The sequence below is a fragment of the Pantoea sp. UBA6567 genome (assembly GCF_002434165.1).
In the GTDB taxonomy this organism is placed as follows: Bacteria; Pseudomonadota; Gammaproteobacteria; order Enterobacterales; family Enterobacteriaceae; genus Pantoea; species Pantoea eucrina.
Window position 1 is genome coordinate 68,046 of sequence record NZ_DJJN01000010.1, and the last position, 16,362, is coordinate 84,407.

The 16,362-nt window shown below is 56.6% G+C and carries 19 protein-coding genes and 1 pseudogene; 12 read left to right on the top strand and 8 right to left on the bottom strand.

Annotation, left to right across the window (positions count from 1 at the left end; all coding sequences use genetic code 11):
• The first annotated feature begins 56 nt into the window (after positions 1-56).
• Genes waaA through coaD form a run of 3 tightly spaced genes read left to right on the top strand, consistent with a single transcriptional unit; the run spans position 57 to position 2,593 of the window.
• A complete protein-coding gene (waaA, locus tag B4M48_RS16075) occupies positions 57-1,331 on the top strand; it encodes a lipid IV(A) 3-deoxy-D-manno-octulosonic acid transferase (protein WP_039381256.1) in 1,275 nt (424 codons plus the stop codon).
• Positions 1,332-1,334: 3 nt separating this feature from the next.
• Positions 1,335-2,111 (top strand): glycosyltransferase family 2 protein, encoded by a 777-nt coding sequence (locus tag B4M48_RS16080; RefSeq protein WP_071668649.1) that lies wholly within the window; start codon positions 1,335-1,337, stop codon positions 2,109-2,111.
• Positions 2,108-2,593: a pantetheine-phosphate adenylyltransferase gene (gene coaD, locus B4M48_RS16085; protein ID WP_039381263.1), complete on the top strand. Its 486-nt coding sequence runs from the start codon at positions 2,108-2,110 to the stop codon at positions 2,591-2,593. The genes B4M48_RS16080 and coaD overlap by 4 nt, the downstream gene beginning before the upstream one ends.
• On the opposite strand, the gene mutM is transcribed toward coaD, so the two are convergent.
• The 4 genes from mutM to radC all read right to left on the bottom strand — a co-directional run bounded on the left by mutM (position 2,594) and on the right by radC (position 4,797).
• Complete coding sequence (gene mutM / locus B4M48_RS16090; protein WP_039381267.1) at positions 2,594-3,403, bottom strand: bifunctional DNA-formamidopyrimidine glycosylase/DNA-(apurinic or apyrimidinic site) lyase; 810 nt, start codon at positions 3,401-3,403, stop codon at positions 2,594-2,596. It lies immediately after the preceding gene.
• Between the two features lie 78 nt (positions 3,404-3,481).
• Positions 3,482-3,649, bottom strand: a complete 168-nt coding sequence (gene rpmG, locus B4M48_RS16095) for a 50S ribosomal protein L33 (protein ID WP_001051798.1) — start codon at positions 3,647-3,649, stop codon at positions 3,482-3,484.
• Positions 3,650-3,660: 11 nt separating this feature from the next.
• The gene (rpmB, locus tag B4M48_RS16100; protein WP_010616494.1) at positions 3,661-3,897 is read right to left on the bottom strand and encodes a 50S ribosomal protein L28; all 237 of its coding nucleotides are present in this window, start codon (positions 3,895-3,897) and stop codon (positions 3,661-3,663) included.
• Positions 3,898-4,140: 243 nt separating this feature from the next.
• On the bottom strand, positions 4,141-4,797 hold the full coding sequence (gene radC / locus B4M48_RS16105; RefSeq protein ID WP_071668650.1) for a RadC family protein: 657 nt from the start codon (positions 4,795-4,797) through the stop codon (positions 4,141-4,143).
• 189 nt (positions 4,798-4,986) lie between these two features.
• Here radC and coaBC point away from each other — a divergent pair, with 189 nt between their 5' ends.
• From coaBC to slmA, 3 genes are all read left to right on the top strand, one after another.
• Positions 4,987-6,207 carry a bifunctional phosphopantothenoylcysteine decarboxylase/phosphopantothenate--cysteine ligase CoaBC gene (gene coaBC / locus B4M48_RS16110; protein WP_071668651.1) on the top strand — a complete coding sequence of 407 codons (1,221 nt, stop codon included), beginning with the start codon at positions 4,987-4,989 and terminating at the stop codon, positions 6,205-6,207.
• Entirely contained in the window at positions 6,185-6,643 is a 459-nt protein-coding gene (gene dut / locus B4M48_RS16115) for a dUTP diphosphatase (RefSeq protein WP_039381277.1), read from the top strand. Before coaBC ends, dut begins: the two co-directional genes overlap by 23 nt.
• Positions 6,644-6,755: 112 nt before the next feature.
• Complete coding sequence (slmA, locus tag B4M48_RS16120) at positions 6,756-7,352, top strand: nucleoid occlusion factor SlmA (RefSeq protein ID WP_039381278.1); 597 nt, start codon at positions 6,756-6,758, stop codon at positions 7,350-7,352.
• A gap of 74 nt (positions 7,353-7,426) precedes the next feature.
• Here the strand turns inward: slmA and pyrE are convergent, their stop codons facing one another.
• The 3 genes from pyrE to B4M48_RS16135 form a co-directional block, all read right to left on the bottom strand.
• Positions 7,427-8,068 carry an orotate phosphoribosyltransferase gene (gene pyrE / locus B4M48_RS16125; protein WP_039381285.1) on the bottom strand — a complete coding sequence of 214 codons (642 nt, stop codon included), beginning with the start codon at positions 8,066-8,068 and terminating at the stop codon, positions 7,427-7,429.
• 50 nt (positions 8,069-8,118) lie between these two features.
• Positions 8,119-8,835: a ribonuclease PH gene (gene rph / locus B4M48_RS16130; RefSeq protein ID WP_039381287.1), complete on the bottom strand. Its 717-nt coding sequence runs from the start codon at positions 8,833-8,835 to the stop codon at positions 8,119-8,121.
• Positions 8,836-8,933: 98 nt separating this feature from the next.
• The gene (locus B4M48_RS16135) at positions 8,934-9,350 is read right to left on the bottom strand and encodes a DUF3574 domain-containing protein (protein ID WP_039381290.1); all 417 of its coding nucleotides are present in this window, start codon (positions 9,348-9,350) and stop codon (positions 8,934-8,936) included.
• 133 nt (positions 9,351-9,483) lie between these two features.
• On the opposite strand from B4M48_RS16135, the gene B4M48_RS16140 reads away from it, so the two are divergent.
• From B4M48_RS16140 to B4M48_RS16165, 6 genes are all read left to right on the top strand, one after another.
• A complete protein-coding gene (locus B4M48_RS16140; RefSeq protein ID WP_039381293.1) occupies positions 9,484-10,347 on the top strand; it encodes a YicC/YloC family endoribonuclease in 864 nt (287 codons plus the stop codon).
• A gap of 413 nt (positions 10,348-10,760) precedes the next feature.
• A complete protein-coding gene (gene lpxP, locus B4M48_RS16145; protein WP_283341430.1) occupies positions 10,761-11,684 on the top strand; it encodes a kdo(2)-lipid IV(A) palmitoleoyltransferase in 924 nt (307 codons plus the stop codon).
• A gap of 257 nt (positions 11,685-11,941) precedes the next feature.
• On the top strand, positions 11,942-12,337 hold the full coding sequence (locus tag B4M48_RS16150; RefSeq protein ID WP_071668653.1) for a polyketide cyclase: 396 nt from the start codon (positions 11,942-11,944) through the stop codon (positions 12,335-12,337).
• A 433-nt stretch (positions 12,338-12,770) separates the two neighbouring features.
• On the top strand, positions 12,771-13,037 hold the full coding sequence (locus B4M48_RS16155) for a hypothetical protein (protein ID WP_071668654.1): 267 nt from the start codon (positions 12,771-12,773) through the stop codon (positions 13,035-13,037).
• Between the two features lie 73 nt (positions 13,038-13,110).
• Positions 13,111-13,755: an oligosaccharide flippase family protein gene (locus tag B4M48_RS16160; RefSeq protein WP_190289178.1), complete on the top strand. Its 645-nt coding sequence runs from the start codon at positions 13,111-13,113 to the stop codon at positions 13,753-13,755.
• Between the two features lie 304 nt (positions 13,756-14,059).
• Positions 14,060-14,677 (top strand): trimeric intracellular cation channel family protein, encoded by a 618-nt coding sequence (locus B4M48_RS16165; protein WP_071668661.1) that lies wholly within the window; start codon positions 14,060-14,062, stop codon positions 14,675-14,677.
• On the opposite strand, the pseudogene ligB reads toward B4M48_RS16165, so the two are convergent.
• Positions 14,624-16,360: pseudogene (gene ligB, locus B4M48_RS16170) on the bottom strand (NAD-dependent DNA ligase LigB); the annotation flags it as partial. The gene B4M48_RS16165 and the pseudogene ligB sit on opposite strands and share 54 nt — an antisense overlap.
• Positions 16,361-16,362: the final 2 nt, after the last annotated feature.

Genomic DNA, 16,362 nt, shown 5'->3' on the forward strand with positions numbered 1-16,362 from the left:
TGATAGTATGCCGCCTTTCTCCGGTTTTTTGACGCGAATATGTCGTAACGATAACTATGACGACCCTGTATACCGCCCTGCTCTATCTGATTCAGCCATTTATCTGGCTGCGCCTGTGGCTGCGCGGTCGTAAAGCGCCGGCCTACCGTAAACGCTGGGCTGAGCGATATGGCTACTGCACCGGCAAGGTTGAGCCGCACGGTATCGTGCTGCATTCAGTATCGGTAGGTGAAACGCTGGCTGCAGTACCGCTGGTGCGGGCGCTGCGCCATCGCTATCCGTCACTGCCCATCACCGTGACCACCATGACGCCCACCGGCTCAGAGCGCGCGCAGTCGGCATTTGGTAAAGATGTGCACCATGTTTACCTGCCGTACGATCTGCCCGGTGCCATTAACCGGTTTCTGGATACGGTTGATCCGCGTCTGGTTATCATTATGGAAACCGAGCTGTGGCCAAATATCATTCGCATCCTGCACCAGCGCGAGATTCCGCTGGTCATCGCCAACGCCCGTCTCTCTGAGCGTTCCGCCCGCGGCTATAAAAAGCTGGGTGGCTTTATGCGCGATCTGCTGCAGAGCATCACGCTTATCGCGGCGCAGAACAGCGAAGATGGCGACCGCTTTCTCAGCCTGGGCCTGAAACGGTCGCACCTGGCGGTCACCGGCAGCCTGAAATTTGATATCTCCGTTACGCCAGAGCTGGCGGCCAGAGCCGTTACGCTGCGGCGTCAGTGGGCATCGCGCCGTCCGGTGTGGATTGCCACCAGCACTCACGAAGGTGAAGAGGCCATCGTGCTGGATGCCCACCGCCAGCTGCTGCAGCAGTTTCCCGATCTGCTGCTGATCCTGGTGCCGCGTCATCCGGAACGCTTTAAGGATGCGTGCCATCTGACGCAAAAGCGCGGCTTTACGTTTATGCTGCGCAGCAGCGGTGCGGTTCCTTCCGCCGCCACACAGGTCGTGATTGGCGACACCATGGGCGAGCTGATGCTGCTGTATGGCATTGCCGACCTCGCTTTTGTCGGCGGCAGTCTGGTTGAACGCGGCGGTCATAACCCGCTCGAACCTGCTGCTCATGCCATCCCGGTGTTGATGGGGCCGCACACCTGGAACTTCAAAGATATCTGCGCCAAATTGCAGCAGGCAGAGGGGCTGATCACGGTCAGCGACGCCGCTGCGCTGGAGAAAGAGGTCGCCAATCTGCTGCAGGATGATGACTATCGTCGCTATTATGGCCGTCACGCCGTTGAGGTTTTGCATCAGAATCAGGGCGCGCTGCAGCGCCTGCTGCAGCTGCTGGAGCCTCATCTGCCACCGCGAGCACACTAATTTATGTCACAACGCCAACGTCTTTCGGTCGTGATGATCGCCCGGAATGAAGCTGAACTTCTGCCTGACGCGCTGGCATCTGTTGCCTGGGCCGATGAAATTATCCTGCTCGATTCGGGCAGCAGTGACGCCACTGCAGAGATTGCCCGGGCGCAGGGCGCGCAGGTGTATGAAGCGCTGCCGTGGGCAGGCTATGGCAAGCAGCGCCAGCGCGCGCAGGCATTCGCTACCGGAGAGATGATCCTGATGCTGGATGCTGACGAGCGCGTGACTCCGGCGCTGCGCCGCTCAATTGAGCAGGTGCTGTGCCAGCCGCCTTCTGCCACGGTTTATAGCCTTAGCCGCAGCAATTTTTTCCTCGGCCGTTTTATGCGTCACAGCGGCTGGTATCCGGATCGCGTGATGCGTCTCTATCCGCGCCATCTCAGCTATAACGACAATCTGGTGCATGAGTCGCTGGAGACGCAGGGCGCGCCCGTGGTGGCGCTGCCTGGCGATCTGGCGCACCTCACCTGCCGCGATCTGATAACGTTTCAGCGTAAGCAGATGAACTATGCCGAAGCCTGGGCGCAGGAGCGCTTTCAGCGCGGCAAGCGCTGCGGCCTGTTCGCCATTTTCTCCCATACGCTGGGGGCGTTTGCTAAAACGCTGCTGCTGCGCGCCGGCTTTCTTGACGGGAAGCAGGGCTGGATCCTGGCAGTGGTTAACGCGCAGTACACGTTCAATAAATATGCCGCGCTCTGGGCGCTGCACCATACTTCTGCACAAGGCCGCGTATGAGTACGAAAGCGATATATCCCGGCACGTTTGACCCGATGACGCTCGGACACCTTGATATTGTCACGCGCGCGGCCCGGATGTTTGATCGCCTGGTCGTGGCGATTGCTGCCAGCCCCGGTAAGAAACCGCTGTTTACGCTGGACGAACGCGTCGATTTAGCGCGTCAGGCCACCGCGCACCTGACTAACGTTGAGGTCGTGGGCTTTAATGAGCTGATGGCTGATTTTGCCCGGACGCAGCAGGCGAACGTACTGGTCCGCGGCGTGCGGGCGGTGGCTGATTTTGAGTACGAATCACAGCTGGCACAGATGAACCGCCATCTGCTGCCCGCGCTGGAAACGGTGTTTCTGCTGCCGTCGCAGGGCTTCTCATTTGTGTCGTCATCGCTGGTTAAAGAGGTGGCGCGTCACGGCGGTGACGTACAGGCATTCCTGCCTGCCGTCATTCATCAGGCGCTGCTGGCCAGACTGCAGCAGCCGTGATCAGTGCTGGCAGTGCGGACACCAGAAGGTGCTGCGCTGTCCATGCCGGCCGCTGAGGATCGGCGTGCCGCAGGCGCGGCAGGGTTCGCCAGCGCGGCCGTAAACCTGCAGCTGCTGAGCAAAATAGCCAGGCTTTCCGTCGGTCTGTAAAAAATCGCGCAGCGTGGTGCCTCCCTGCTCAATGGAGCGCAGCAGCACCGCTTTTATCGTGTCCACCAGCAGCGTCGCTTCCGCCTCGCTCAGGCTTCCCGCTGCCCGATCCGGCAGTATACCGGCGGTGAACAGCGACTCACTGGCGTAAATATTGCCCACCCCGACCACAATTTTATTGTCCATCAGCCACTGCTTGATGGCGGTACGCTTGCCGCGCGAGCGGGTAAACAGATAGTCACTGCTGAAGGCGTCGCTCAGCGGCTCCGGTCCAAGATGGGCCAGCACGCTGCTGCCCGCCGGATCGGCGCTCCAGAGCCACGCGCCAAAACGTCGCGGATCGGTATAGCGCAGCACTTTGCCGTTACTCATGACCAGATCGACATGGTCATGCTTTTCTGCCGGCTGTTCACCGGGCAGAATGCGCAGGCTGCCGGACATGCCGAGATGAATGATGATCCAGCCATGGGGCAGCTCCAGCAGCAGATACTTTGCCCGCCGCTGCACGCTCAGTACCGGCTGATCGCTCAGCGCGTGTATTTCACTGGAAACCGGCCAGCGCAGGCGCCCATTGCGCACAATAGCGTGCAGAATGGTTTCCCCCACCAGGTGTGGCTCAATACCGCGTCGGCTGGTTTCTACCTCAGGTAATTCAGGCATCGCATCTCCTCAACGTGTTGACATAGCGCACAAACAAAAAACCCGGCCGGAGCCGGGTTTTTCGCAAGAACACCAAAATTACTTAATTTTGGCTTCTTTGTAGATCACGTGCTGACGTACAACCGGATCGAACTTTTTCAGTTCCAGCTTCTCAGGTTTAGTACGCTTGTTCTTCGTGGTGGTATAGAAGTGACCTGTACCAGCAGAGGAAACCAGCTTGATCTTCTCACGAATACCTTTAGCCATGATTCAGTTCCTTAGTACTTCTCACCACGGGCGCGGATTTCGGCCAGAACCGTATCGATGCCCTTTTTATCAATAACACGCATACCTTTAGCAGATACACGCAGAGTAACGAAGCGCTTCTCGCTCTCAACCCAGAAACGGTGAGAGTGCAGGTTCGGCAGGAAACGGCGTTTCGTCGCGTTCATTGCGTGGGAACGGTTGTTACCGGTCACCGGACGCTTTCCAGTTACCTGGCAGACTCGTGACATTTCTATTCTCCAAAAATCAAATCAGCTCGAGCTTTAAAAACATAGGTTTTGGCCGCCTCGTCAGGCCTTAGCCCGCCAGGCGAGTTCCATGTGAACCCGCTAAGCTGGCCCAAACGCCAAACCCGAGATTCTCAAAGGTGGCGTAGTATACGCCGCTCAGCTCAAGTGCTCAAGTCCCGAACAGATAAAGATCCCTCCGGATCGTGCAAAAACGCCGCATTTCTGCCCGATTGAAGCGTAAAACTATAGCCAGCCGCGCTCAGCGAATGAGGTAAACTCGCCGTGACCGATCACCAGATGGTCCAGCAGGCGAATACTCAGCAGCGCGCAGGCCTGAGCAATTTTTGCGGTAATTTCACGATCCGCGCGGCTCGGATCGGCGTGTCCCGAAGGGTGATTGTGCGCCAGAATCACCGCTGCAGCGTTGATTTTCAGCGCTTCCCGCACAATTTCGCGCGGATGAACCTCCACGCTACTGATCGAGCCGGCAAACATCTTCTGCGCCTGCAGAACACGATGCTGGTTATCAAGGAACAGCACCATAAAAATTTCCCGCGTCTCATGAGCCAGTACGCTTTGCAGATAGTGACGTGTGACCTGCGGATTCTCCATCACATTTTCACGCGCCAGCTGGCTGGCAAAAAAACGCCTTCCCAGCTCTGCTATCGCATGCAGCTGGGTCAGCTTTGCTCTGCCAACGCCTTTGATCAGGCTCAGTTCACGCTCGCTGGCAGTCATGATGCAATACAGTGAGCCAAACTCATTGAGCATCTGCCGCGCCAGCGTCATAACGCTGATGCCGTGCGTACCGGTGCGCAGAAAGATTGCCAGCAGTTCAGCATCATCCAGCGATTCTGCGCCTGCCTGTATCAGTTTTTCCCGTGGTGCCAGTTTCTTCATTGCACAACTCCCCGTGGCGTATGGACAGGATGCGCGCTGGCGGTCAGCGATGCCAGTGCTGCATTTCTCTTTTCAGAGATGCCTCGCAAAGGGCACGGTCGGTGAACAGGCGGCCGGGCGGTTTTATGATAAAGTTGGCCTGTCTGCTGCGCCGGGCGCGGCATCATGCGTTAAGTTGAGGCAAACAACATGACTGGATTAGCCGGGAAAAAAATTCTGCTGGGCGTCAGCGGCGGTATCGCTGCCTATAAAGCGCCGGAGCTGGTGCGACGTCTGCGCGATCGCGGCGCCGAGGTGCGCGTAATGATGACCTCCGCAGCCCGCGCCTTTATTACCCCGCTCAGTCTGCAGGCGGTCTCCGGCTACCCGGTGTTTGATGACCTGCTCGATCCCGCTGCCGAAGCCGCGATGGGCCATATTGAGCTGGCGAAATGGGCTGACCTGATTGTACTGGCTCCCGCCTCGGCTGATTTAATCGCCCGCATAACTGCCGGGATGGCTAACGATCTGGTGACTACCGCCTGTCTCGCCAGCGACGCGCCGCTGGCGCTGGTACCGGCGATGAATCAGCAGATGTACCGTGCCGCCATTACGCAGGAGAACCTGCAGCGCCTGCAGCAGCGCGGCGTCATGATCTGGGGACCGGATAGCGGCAGCCAGGCGTGCGGTGACACAGGACCAGGCCGTATGCTCGATCCGCTGGCGATTGTGGCGCATGCGCTTGAGTGGGCCGAGCCAGTCCGCGATCTGCAGCATCTCAGTATCATGATTACCGCGGGTCCGACCCGCGAAGCGCTGGATCCGGTGCGCTATATCAGCAACCACAGCTCAGGCAAAATGGGCTACGCGATAGCCGCCGCCGCGGCCCGGCGCGGTGCGCGCGTCACGCTGGTCTCCGGTCCGGTCACGCTGGCCGCCCCCGCCGGCGTGCAGCGTATCGACGTGACGACCGCGCTGGAGATGCAGGCGGCGGTCATGGCGCAAATCGGCCAGCAGCATATCTTTATTGCCAGTGCCGCCGTGGCGGACTATCGCGCGGCAACCGTTGCAGCTGAAAAAATGAAAAAACAGGGTGACGACGATAACGTCACGCTGCAGCTGGTGAAGAATCCGGACATTGTCGCCGGCGTGGCGGCACTGCAGGAGAATCGTCCCTACGTGGTGGGATTTGCTGCCGAAACCCGGAATGTGGAAGAATACGCGCGGCAAAAACGCGTACGGAAAAATCTGGATCTGATTTGCGCCAACGATGTCGCGCAGGCGGGTCAGGGTTTTAACAGCGACACCAATGCGCTTCACCTTTTCTGGCAGGAGGGAGAAAAGCGCTTACCGCTCAGCGATAAGTCGCTCCTTGGCCAACAGTTAATAGACGAGATAGTCAGCCGTTATGATGAAAAAAATAGACGTTAAAATTCTTGATGCGCGCGTTGGCAGCGACTTTCCGCTGCCCGCTTACGCCACCTCTGGTTCTGCAGGTCTCGACTTACGCGCCTGCCTCGATGAGGCGCTGGAAATTGCGCCAGGCATGACTACCCTGGTGCCAACCGGCCTGGCCATCCATATCGCTGATCCGACGCTGGCCGCGGTGATCCTGCCGCGCTCCGGCCTGGGCCACAAGCACGGTATCGTGCTCGGTAATCTGGTCGGCCTGATCGATTCTGACTACCAGGGACAGCTTATGGTTTCAGTCTGGAACCGCGGTCAGGAGCACTTTACCCTGCAGCCGGGCGATCGTCTGGCGCAGCTGGTGTTCGTGCCGGTGGTACAGGCGGAATTTAACCTGGTCGAAGATTTTGACACCAGCGACCGCGGTGCAGGCGGTTTTGGCCACTCTGGCCGTCAGTAAGTTACCACTCTTCATTTAGCCATCTTGTTAACGCATGTCGCTGCAGGTCATTACCTGTGGCAGACAGGCAGGTATTGCCTGTATTTAATGAATTTCAGGGGTGTTGAAGGTCATGGCAGAGAAAAAAGTCGCGAAAAGGAATCGTCGCGAAGAGATTTTGCAGACGCTGGCGCAGATGCTGGAGTCAGGGGATGGCACCCAGCGAATTACCACCGCCCGGCTGGCCGCTAACGTAGGCGTTTCCGAGGCGGCTCTCTACCGCCACTTCCCCAGTAAAACACGGATGTTTGACAGTCTGATTGAGTTTATCGAAGAGAGTCTGATTACCCGCATCAATCTGATCCTGAACGACGAAAAAGAGACCACGGCACGATTGCGTCTGATTGTGCAGCTGATCCTGGGATTTGGTGAGCGTAATCCGGGGCTGACACGTATTCTGACCGGCCACGCGCTGATGTTTGAACAGGATCGCCTGCAGGGCCGTATCAACCAGCTGTTTGAGCGCATTGAAACGCAGATGCGTCAGGTGATGCGTGAAAAGAAAATCCGCGACGGAGAGGGGTTCCGGACAGATGAAGCCCTGCTGGCCAGCCAGCTGCTGGCGTTTTGTGAAGGCCTGCTGTCGCGCTTTGTCCGTTCTGAGTTTCGCTATAGTCCGACCGCAGAGTTTGACAGCCGCTGGCCGCTGATAGTCGCGCAGCTGATTTAATCTCTTACCTGTCGGGCCAGGCGTGCATCAGCGCGCATGCTGCGGCCGTCACTGATGGCGGCCGCAGCGCGGTTTTAAATACCGTATTCGTTACGGTAAGCGCGCACTTTCGCCAGATGATCTGCCATCTCCGGCTTCTCAGCCAGATAATCGATCAGATCGCTCAGGGTAATAATGGCGGTAACCGTACAGTGATAGTCGCGCTCGACTTCCTGAATCGCTGATATCTCCCCGCGCCCGCGTTCCTGGCGATCGAGTGAAATCAGGACGCCAGCCAGCGTGGCATGATGCGCGCTGATAATGTCCATCGATTCGCGGATTGCCGTACCGGCGGTGATAACATCATCAACCAGCATCACTTTGCCTTCCAGCGGGCTGCCCACCAGCAAACCGCCTTCACCGTGATCTTTTGCTTCTTTGCGGTTAAAGCAGTAGGGCACGTCGCGATCGTGATGGTCGGCCAGCGCTACGGCGGTGGTCGTGGCGATAGGAATACCTTTATAAGCCGGGCCAAACAGCAGGTCGAAACTGACACCGCCGTCAACCAGCGCCTGCGCATAGAAACGCCCCAGCAGGGCCAGATCGCGTCCGCTGTTAAACAGGCCGGCATTAAAAAAGTAGGGGCTTTTTCGTCCCGACTTCAGGGTAAACTCACCAAATTTAAGCACCCCTTTATTCAGGGCAAATTCAATAAACTGACGCTGCCAGGCTTTCATCTCTCACTCCTCAAATAAAGAAAAGGCGACCCGAAGGTCGCCTTAGTACATCAACTGGATAGCGCAGCCTTCTGCGCCTGAATCAACTGTTCAATCCCGCCTCGCGCCAGCGCCAGCAGTGTTAACAGCTCCTCGTGGCTGAACGGTTCGCCTTCTGCGGTGCCCTGCACCTCAATCATACGACCATCTTCCATCATCACCACGTTCATATCCGTTTCCGCTGCGGAATCTTCAACATACTCCAGATCGCATAGCGCCTCGCTGCCAACGATACCGACGGAGATAGCGGCTACCATGCCTTTCAGCGGGCTGCGCTTCAGTTTACCTGTAGCAACCAGCGCATTCAGCGCATCCGCCAGCGCCACGCAGGCGCCGGTGATTGACGCGGTACGCGTGCCGCCGTCCGCCTGAATAACATCGCAATCCAGCGTAATGGTGTATTCACCCAGCGCGGCGAGGTCGACCGCAGCACGCAGCGAGCGGGCAATCAGACGCTGGATCTCCAGCGTACGGCCACCCTGCTTGCCTTTGGCCGCTTCGCGCGCCATGCGGCTGTGGGTTGAACGCGGCAGCATGCCATATTCTGCGGTTACCCAGCCCTGACCTTTACCCTTAAGAAAACGCGGCACGCCTTCCTCAACGGTCGCGGTGCAGAGCACTTTGGTTTCACCAAATTCAACCAGAACCGAGCCTTCGGCGTGTCTGGTGTAGTGACGGGTAAGGGTAACGGGACGCACTTCAGAAGTGCTACGGCCTGCAGGACGCATAGGTTCTCTCCGGCTTGCTTGAGTTTGGCTGCGCATTATACGGACTTCAGCCGCAGCTGTCCCGCGCGCATGGGGCAGATCGACGATTCTCTTTCTGCTCAGCGGACAGCAGCGCAGACCAGCGTATCGATGCGGGTGGTGGTTTTGGCGTTAAAGCGCGCCCGATACCGGTCGCGCGCGCGCTCAATCACGGCAGAAAAAGCGACATCCGGCGGATAGAGCAGCACTACAACCCGGCGCGCTTCCCCCTTCCCTGCAGCGTCATAGCTTGTCAGCGTATCGCCAAAGTGCGGCATCAGCGCCTCACGCAGAAACGGCTGCCATTCCCGCTCCGGCACTGCACTCAGCCACAGCGTGGTCTGCATCATCATCTCGCCGGCACCGCACAGCGCCACCGGTGCGTTGTGCTGCGGGATCGGCTGCAGACGCGCGGGTGCAGTCTGACATCCGGCCAGCAGCAGTAGCGCCATCAGGCTGCAAACAGATTTATACGCAGTACCAAACAGATCGGACATCATCATTGCCGGGTAATATGCTCGCTCAGGATTAGTGGGCCTGCTCTAAACATAGCAGCGTTTTGCTATCCCTATCCCGCCGCACCGCACGCCGTTATAATGCGCAGAACATTCCCTGAAAGAGTACAAGCTTATGATCCGCAGTATGACCGCTTACGCCCGTCGCGAAGCCAAAGGCAGCTGGGGCAGCGCGACCTGGGAACTGCGCTCGGTGAACCAGCGCTATCTGGAAACCTATATTCGCCTGCCGGAACAGTTCCGCGGCCTGGAGCCGGTGATCCGCGAGCGCATCCGCACCCGCCTGACGCGCGGCAAAATTGAGTGCCATCTGCGTTTTGATGCCGATCCGGGCGCACAGGGCGAGCTGCAACTGAACGAAGCGCTGGCAAAACAGCTGGTGCAGGCTGCCAACTGGGTAAAAATGCAGAGCGATGAGGGTGCCATTAATCCGCTGGATATTCTGCGCTGGCCGGGCGTAATGTCAGCACCGGAGCAGGATCTGGACGCCATTAATGCTGAGTTGCTGACGGCGCTGGATGGCGCGCTGGATGACTTTATCGAAGCGCGTGAAAGTGAAGGTAACGCGCTGAAGAGTCTGATTGAGCAGCGTCTTGCGGGCGTATCGCAGGAAGTCAGCAAAGTACGTGCGCAGATGCCGGACGTGCTGAAATGGCAGCGCGAACGCCTGGTGACCCGGCTGGAAGAGGCAGAAGTTCAGCTGGAGAATAATCGTCTGGAGCAGGAACTGGTCATGATGGCCCAGCGCGTTGACGTGGCGGAGGAGCTGGATCGCCTCGACGCGCATGTTAAAGAGACCTACAACATCCTGAAGAAGAAGGAAGCGGTCGGCCGTCGCCTCGACTTTATGATGCAGGAGTTTAACCGCGAGTCGAACACCTTAGCCTCTAAATCGATCAATGCAGATATCACCGCTTCAGCCATTGAGCTGAAGGTGCTGATTGAGCAGATGCGCGAGCAGATTCAGAACATCGAATAACGTTTCATCTGCCAGCCTCAGCAGCATCTCTGCCTGAGCCCACACAGCAGCGGGTTCAGGCAGCAACCCTTCAGGTAGACTATTTTTTATCTTTTGCAATGTAAGCATTGTGCGTGCAATGATGTACATCTGTGTCTGCTGCTGACCTGTACTGACATATCTATTGTATCTTCAGCATTAATGATGCTGTTTTATCTGATTGATTTTACTTACATAAAATAAAAATCATCCTTCCTGCAGCCGGTAATATCCCGGATTCCATGAATTCCATCAATCCTAAAGATACTAAAGTTAGCAGAATTCTTAAGGCACTATTTGCTAAAGTGCCGGTCGTAATTACTACAGTTGTACCGCACCAGGAACCATGGACCGACTTCTTAGCGCGTTACATTTACTCTACCTATGAAGGTGCTATGAAGAAAACCGGACAATTTCGTTCCACACTGCTGCATCCCCGTTACTGGTTTACCTGGTTCGGTCTGGCCGTGCTCTGGCTGCTGGTGCAGCTTCCCTATCCCGTTCTGATCCGTCTCGGGGCAAATGCGGGTAAACTCTCGCGTCACTTCCTCAAGCGGCGCGAACGCATCACCCGTCGCAATATTGAACTCTGCTTCCCGCATATTAATGAAGAAGAGAAAGAGGTCATGATTGCCGGCAACTTTGAGTCGCTCGGCATGGCGCTGGCAGAAACCGGTATCGCATGGTTCTGGTCAGATGCGCGGGTTCGTCGTCTGTTTGACGTCAGCGGCATTGCTAACCTGCAGAATGCGCAGAATCAGCAGCGCGGCGTTATGGTTATTGGCGTGCACTTTATGTCACTGGAGCTGGGCGGCCGCATTACCGGTCTCTGTCAGCCGATGATGGCCATGTATCGTCCGCACAACAATCAGGCAATGGAGTGGGCGCAGACCAGAGGCCGTATGCGTTCCAATAAAGCGATGATTGACCGTCGCGATCTGCGCGGCATGGTGCAGGCGCTGAAGCAGGGCGAAGCCGTCTGGTTTGCCCCCGACCAGGATTACGGTCCGAAAGGCAGCGTATTTGCACCGCTGTTTGCGGTAGAGAAAGCGGCAACCACGAACGGCACCTTTGTTCTGTCGCGTCTTGCACGGCCCGCAATGCTGACGATTGTTCTGATCCGCAACCCGGATAAAACCGGATACCAGCTCATCATTCAGCCGGAACTGGAAGGCTATCCGCATGAAGATGAAGCCGCTGCCGCTGCCTATATGAACAGAGTGATTGAAAAAGAGATCCTGCGCGCGCCGGAGCAGTACCTGTGGCTGCATCGTCGTTTCAAAACGCGTCCGCCAGGTGAAGCCTCTCTTTACGTCTGATCTGTGCAATAACGGTCCGCATTCATTTCCTCTTTCGTGCGGACTCTTCGGTAATCAGAATACACCTGCTGGCAGCATCCGCTGCCGGCTGACCCGCCCTCTCACGTAACAGTCATCCTCCTGCCGGCGGCGCGGCTTCACCGGCAATAGCGCAAAAAACCTCTGCTGCACCACACTTTTTCTGTTGCGTCATAGGCAGCCCGGTCAGGTTCCGATAGGGTGAGTTCATTACGAATGACACTGCCTCAGGAGGCATTATGCTGCCCTCACAGACTCTCACGCTTACCGTGCCGCGTAACTGGCTGGATCTGTATGAAACCATCTGGCAACCCACCTGTTTTGCAAAATGGGTAAGCGACCTGAACGGCGCAACGCTGGTGCAGGAGGGACAATACTGGCGGGCAAAGCGCGGAGAGAATTCGCTGAAACTGCGTTTTACCCCGCATAATCCGTTTGGCGTTATGGACTACTGGACAGATAACGGCAGCGGTAAAGAGCGCTACATGCCGATGCGCGTGATTGCTAATGGCCAGGGAGCTGAACTTGTAGCCGTGCTCTACTGTCAGCCTTTTACTTCCGATGCGCACTTCGTGCAGGAAGTGGCGGCCCTGCGCGCCGACATGGAAAGATTACTTTATCTTTTAACTCACTAGAATCAAACGCTTACATAAATCCTGATTTCCCAGCCATTGCTGGGCGCAATTACAAAAAAAACTGCATTTTTTTTGCGCAGTGCTCCTTAACTGTTTCGTGGTTTTTTCTCCGATTTCAGCACCGTATCCCCAGCCAGGCTAAAGCGTTGTTAACAGGAAAATTCCTGGCTGACCGCATGACGTAATCTTGTAAAGGTATTGATATAAAAAGACATTTATGTCATCCGGAGGTCGGGCGCTGAGATAAATAAGATAATTTCCTGAAAAGATTAATTAGTCAGAAACATCGCTGCTTAACTATTTTAATGCATAGTCTGAAACCATTAATTTCTAAAGTTTGTTTATAGGAATTTTCTCATGGTGTTAAATTAAATAAAAAACTGTATAACGTATTCACACACAGCAAGACTTAATAATAAAAACAGGGAAAAACATGGATCGCTCAACTTATCCTTTGTTGTCAGAAAAAGAATTCGTTGAGATTGCCAGACGGATGCTGGCCGGGGATTATAATAATACAAAAGGATTTTATAACGATCTCACGGATTTCCTCCGTACCGGAGGAGATACCGTGCAGACAAAAGAAATAATAAACGCCTGCGGTATTGCGCTATTTTCAGAACACCATTTGCTGCAGTGTATTTATAAATGGCAAAACCTGAAAGGTATCTCAGGATTGCGTCAGGATGTGCTGCACTAAGGTGCAGGGCGTGCCGCTTCTGCTCTGTACAACTCCTTAACTGTGATGGTACATGTACCATAATGAGCATACTGTGGCGATACGTGAAAGAGAGCTGTCCAGCGCCAAATGGTCGCTTCTCTCTTCAGCAAAAATTATTGGCATTGGCGTTTTACAATTGACGCTGCTGGCGCAGACTTTGCAGGCGAATGAATTAAACCTGCTGGTTATCGCCATACTGGCTCTGCTGGTTATCGATACACTTGCCGATCGCGGCTTTAATAATAAAATTATTCGCAAAATAAGCTTTAATAATAGCGAAATGTCCGTTCTTTACTGGGGAAGTATTTTTACCGGCTTATTTATTTTTGCAGCATTGTTTATTGGCAGTGACATTTATAGCGCTATAGCGCAGCAGCCGCAGCTTGCGGTTATGCTGGAGATGATGTCGGTAATATTTATTATTATCCCGCAGGGGCAGCACTACCGGGCTATCCTGCAGCGGGAAAAGCAGTTTACGCGTATCGCTTTTATCGAGATCACCTCGGTAGCAGCGGGCCTGGCGGCAACACTCTTTACGGTGTGGCTGATGCCGTCGGCGCTATGCGCGGTCTGGGGATACCTTGCGCTGGTCTCCGTCAGAATGCTGCTCTGTTGCTACTACGGTCGCGCCTGGTTCCAGCCTGCGTACCGTTTTAGCCTGAAAGAATTCGCCAGCGTGCGAGCAAGAAACGGATAATAACAACAAGTCTGTATGGTGGGCTCTGGGCATCTGTCCGATGCGTTCGCGTGCTGGTTAACAGCACGCTTTTTTCTTTTCTGCGCTGCAGGCGATTTAATCGATCCTCGTCTGAAAACAGGCTGCCCCGCATCATATTTTTTTATCACAAATATTGACGCATTTTGTTTATCCCCTTCCCTGCCTGCCTTTTCTTAATCATCACATTATCTATTCTAATCTGACTCCGTTCAGTTGAAAAAATCTCAATAGTCTCTGCGCCGCGGAGGCTTTAGCCTTGCCGGCCAGACTGCTGGAGCCCCCCATGCTATTAACTGTTCTCTACCTTATCGGCATTACCGCTGAAGCGATGACCGGCGCGCTGGCTGCAGGCCGGCGCAAAATGGATCTGTTTGGCGTTATTATCATCGCTTCTGTCACCGCAATCGGAGGCGGGTCGGTGCGCGATATTCTGCTGGGTCACTACCCGCTCGGCTGGGTAAAGCATCCGGAGTACATCATGATTGTTGCGGCGGCAGCGGTGGTCACCACTTTTGTTGCACCGCTGATGAATCACCTGCGCAAAGTGTTTCTGGTACTTGATGCACTGGGCCTGGTGGTGTTCTCGATTATTGGTGCGCAGGTCGCGCTGGATTCCGGCCACGCGGCGATCATCGCCGCAATTGCTGCGGTCATCACCGGCGTATTTGGCGGCGTACTGCGCGATATGTTCTGCAACCGCATTCCGCTGGTGTTCCAGAAAGAGCTGTATGCCGGTATCGCCTTCGCGTCTGGCTGGATCTATATCCTGCTGCTGAAAACCTCGCTGGCACATGAAGCGGTGGTCATTATCACCCTGCTGTTCGGTTTTGCTGCCCGCCTGCTCGCCCTGCGTTTCCGTCTCGGCCTGCCGGTCTTCAACTATCCCCATCCTGAACACTGAGGGAACGGCCGGAATGCCCTGCTGCTGCAGAAACGCGATTAGCTCACGCAGCTGAGGCGTCTGCAGCATGGTGACCAGCCGCTGCGCCAGCACGTCGCCAACCCCCGGCAGCTGCTGCCAGTCCGCCCCGGTGCGTGCCAGCAGCGCTTCCCACTGCGTATCCGGCAGGGACGCAAGCGCCTGACGCGGCAGCGGCAGGCCCAGCGCCGCGATCCAGCGTCGCAGCGGCTGCTGACGCGTCAGCCTGAAACTGAGCCAGATACGCTGCGCCCGTGCCGGCGATATGCCTTCCGCTGCGGCAATCTGCTCTGGCGTCAGCGTCAGCCATGAAAACAGGTGCGTCAGCGCACCATGCTGCACCAGGCGCTGCCAGCTGCTGCGCTGCATACCGGCAATATCGAGTACTGTTTTCTGGCTCAGCCCGCTCAGGCGGGAAAGAAATTGCGCACGACAGGCAGGCGTAATATGCAGACAGCTGGTAGCGTGAAAATCATCACTGGCGGGCGGTTCCGGATAGTGGCGTTCCGCCACCCGCCAGATCACCCGCTCCAGACGCGGGATCCCCAGCCCGGCCAGCGTCAGCGTGACCTGATCGCCGGCTATCACATCCAGCGCGCGCCAGCGTGCAACAGAGCCGATGCTGATACGCCGGATGGTTTTATCCTCTGCCTGCACCGGCTGCAGGTTCAGCACCACCGCAACTTTCCCGGTGCGGCCAACGGAAAACGTAACGGCACGCACTTCGCTGCTGACTTCGGCAGGCTGATATTTCCATGCGGCGGACCAGCTTCCCTGTCCTGGCTGCCAGTCCCGGCCGGCAGCAGAAGGCGCAGCGTGGATCACTACGCCATCGGTGGCAAACGGCAGCGCGGCGCGAAACCAGCGCTCGCGCCACGCGGCAACCTGTTCTTCATCGCTGACCGGCTGGCTCCACTGCCGGGCAAGATCAAAGCCCCAGCGCGACAGCTGCGTAAGTTTTTCCGTCATCTCCGGTGGGCCGTCCGGCCACGCCCAGATAAACAGCCCGGTGCGTTTCAGCAGCGGACCGATCTCGCGCCGCATCATCGCGCCGGCCACCTGCGCCCGCGCATTGGCTCCGCCATCGCGCGCCTGCTGATGATCGGTCATCTGCAGAAACAGCTCTCCCTGCAGGACGACCTCCGCCAGCGAGGTCTCAATCCGCTGCGGAATAGCCGGAATATGCGCCGCTTTGTCGCGCCACTCCTCACCGCGCACGCCATCGCCACGGCTGATAAGCGACGTCAGCCTGCCGTGACGATAGAGCAGCGTGACGGCCACGCCATCGACTTTAGGCTGGACCCAGAGCGCGGATTTATGCTGCATCCAGTAAGCAACCGCCAGCCTGTCGCGCAGCTTGCGCACCCCGGTATGCGCAACCGGATGTGGCGCGCCACGGCTGGCTGGCAGCGCGGTTTCATGTACCGGTTCGTCGGGTACAAAGCAGCGCTGCCACTGCTGCAGCCGGGAAAGCAGACTGTCATAGTCATCATCGCTGACCAGCGACGCCCCCTGCTGGTAGTAAACGTTGTCCCAGTGACGCAACTGCTCCTGCAGGCGCGTTATCTCCTGCTGCGCCCGCACCGGCGACCAGACAGGACACAGCGCTTTTCCCCGGCTTTCTGCATTCAGCAGGCAGAGACCTAACCACAGCCATCGTTTCATTG

Bases quoted from the DNA above. Each gene is read 5' to 3' on its own strand.
- waaA (WP_039381256.1), top strand. From the start codon at position 57: ATGACGACCCTGTATACCGCCCTGCTCTATCTGATTCAGCCATTTATC.
- B4M48_RS16080 (WP_071668649.1), top strand. From the start codon at position 1,335: ATGTCACAACGCCAACGTCTTTCGGTCGTGATGATCGCCCGGAATGAA.
- coaD (WP_039381263.1), top strand. From the start codon at position 2,108: ATGAGTACGAAAGCGATATATCCCGGCACGTTTGACCCGATGACGCTC.
- mutM (WP_039381267.1), bottom strand. From the start codon at position 3,403: ATGCCTGAATTACCTGAGGTAGAAACCAGCCGACGCGGTATTGAGCCA.
- rpmG (WP_001051798.1), bottom strand. From the start codon at position 3,649: ATGGCTAAAGGTATTCGTGAGAAGATCAAGCTGGTTTCCTCTGCTGGT.
- rpmB (WP_010616494.1), bottom strand. From the start codon at position 3,897: ATGTCACGAGTCTGCCAGGTAACTGGAAAGCGTCCGGTGACCGGTAAC.
- radC (WP_071668650.1), bottom strand. From the start codon at position 4,797: ATGAAGAAACTGGCACCACGGGAAAAACTGATACAGGCAGGCGCAGAA.
- coaBC (WP_071668651.1), top strand. From the start codon at position 4,987: ATGACTGGATTAGCCGGGAAAAAAATTCTGCTGGGCGTCAGCGGCGGT.
- dut (WP_039381277.1), top strand. From the start codon at position 6,185: ATGATGAAAAAAATAGACGTTAAAATTCTTGATGCGCGCGTTGGCAGC.
- slmA (WP_039381278.1), top strand. From the start codon at position 6,756: ATGGCAGAGAAAAAAGTCGCGAAAAGGAATCGTCGCGAAGAGATTTTG.
- pyrE (WP_039381285.1), bottom strand. From the start codon at position 8,068: ATGAAAGCCTGGCAGCGTCAGTTTATTGAATTTGCCCTGAATAAAGGG.
- rph (WP_039381287.1), bottom strand. From the start codon at position 8,835: ATGCGTCCTGCAGGCCGTAGCACTTCTGAAGTGCGTCCCGTTACCCTT.
- B4M48_RS16135 (WP_039381290.1), bottom strand. From the start codon at position 9,350: ATGTCCGATCTGTTTGGTACTGCGTATAAATCTGTTTGCAGCCTGATG.
- B4M48_RS16140 (WP_039381293.1), top strand. From the start codon at position 9,484: ATGATCCGCAGTATGACCGCTTACGCCCGTCGCGAAGCCAAAGGCAGC.
- lpxP (WP_283341430.1), top strand. From the start codon at position 10,761: ATGAAGAAAACCGGACAATTTCGTTCCACACTGCTGCATCCCCGTTAC.
- B4M48_RS16150 (WP_071668653.1), top strand. From the start codon at position 11,942: ATGCTGCCCTCACAGACTCTCACGCTTACCGTGCCGCGTAACTGGCTG.
- B4M48_RS16155 (WP_071668654.1), top strand. From the start codon at position 12,771: ATGGATCGCTCAACTTATCCTTTGTTGTCAGAAAAAGAATTCGTTGAG.
- B4M48_RS16165 (WP_071668661.1), top strand. From the start codon at position 14,060: ATGCTATTAACTGTTCTCTACCTTATCGGCATTACCGCTGAAGCGATG.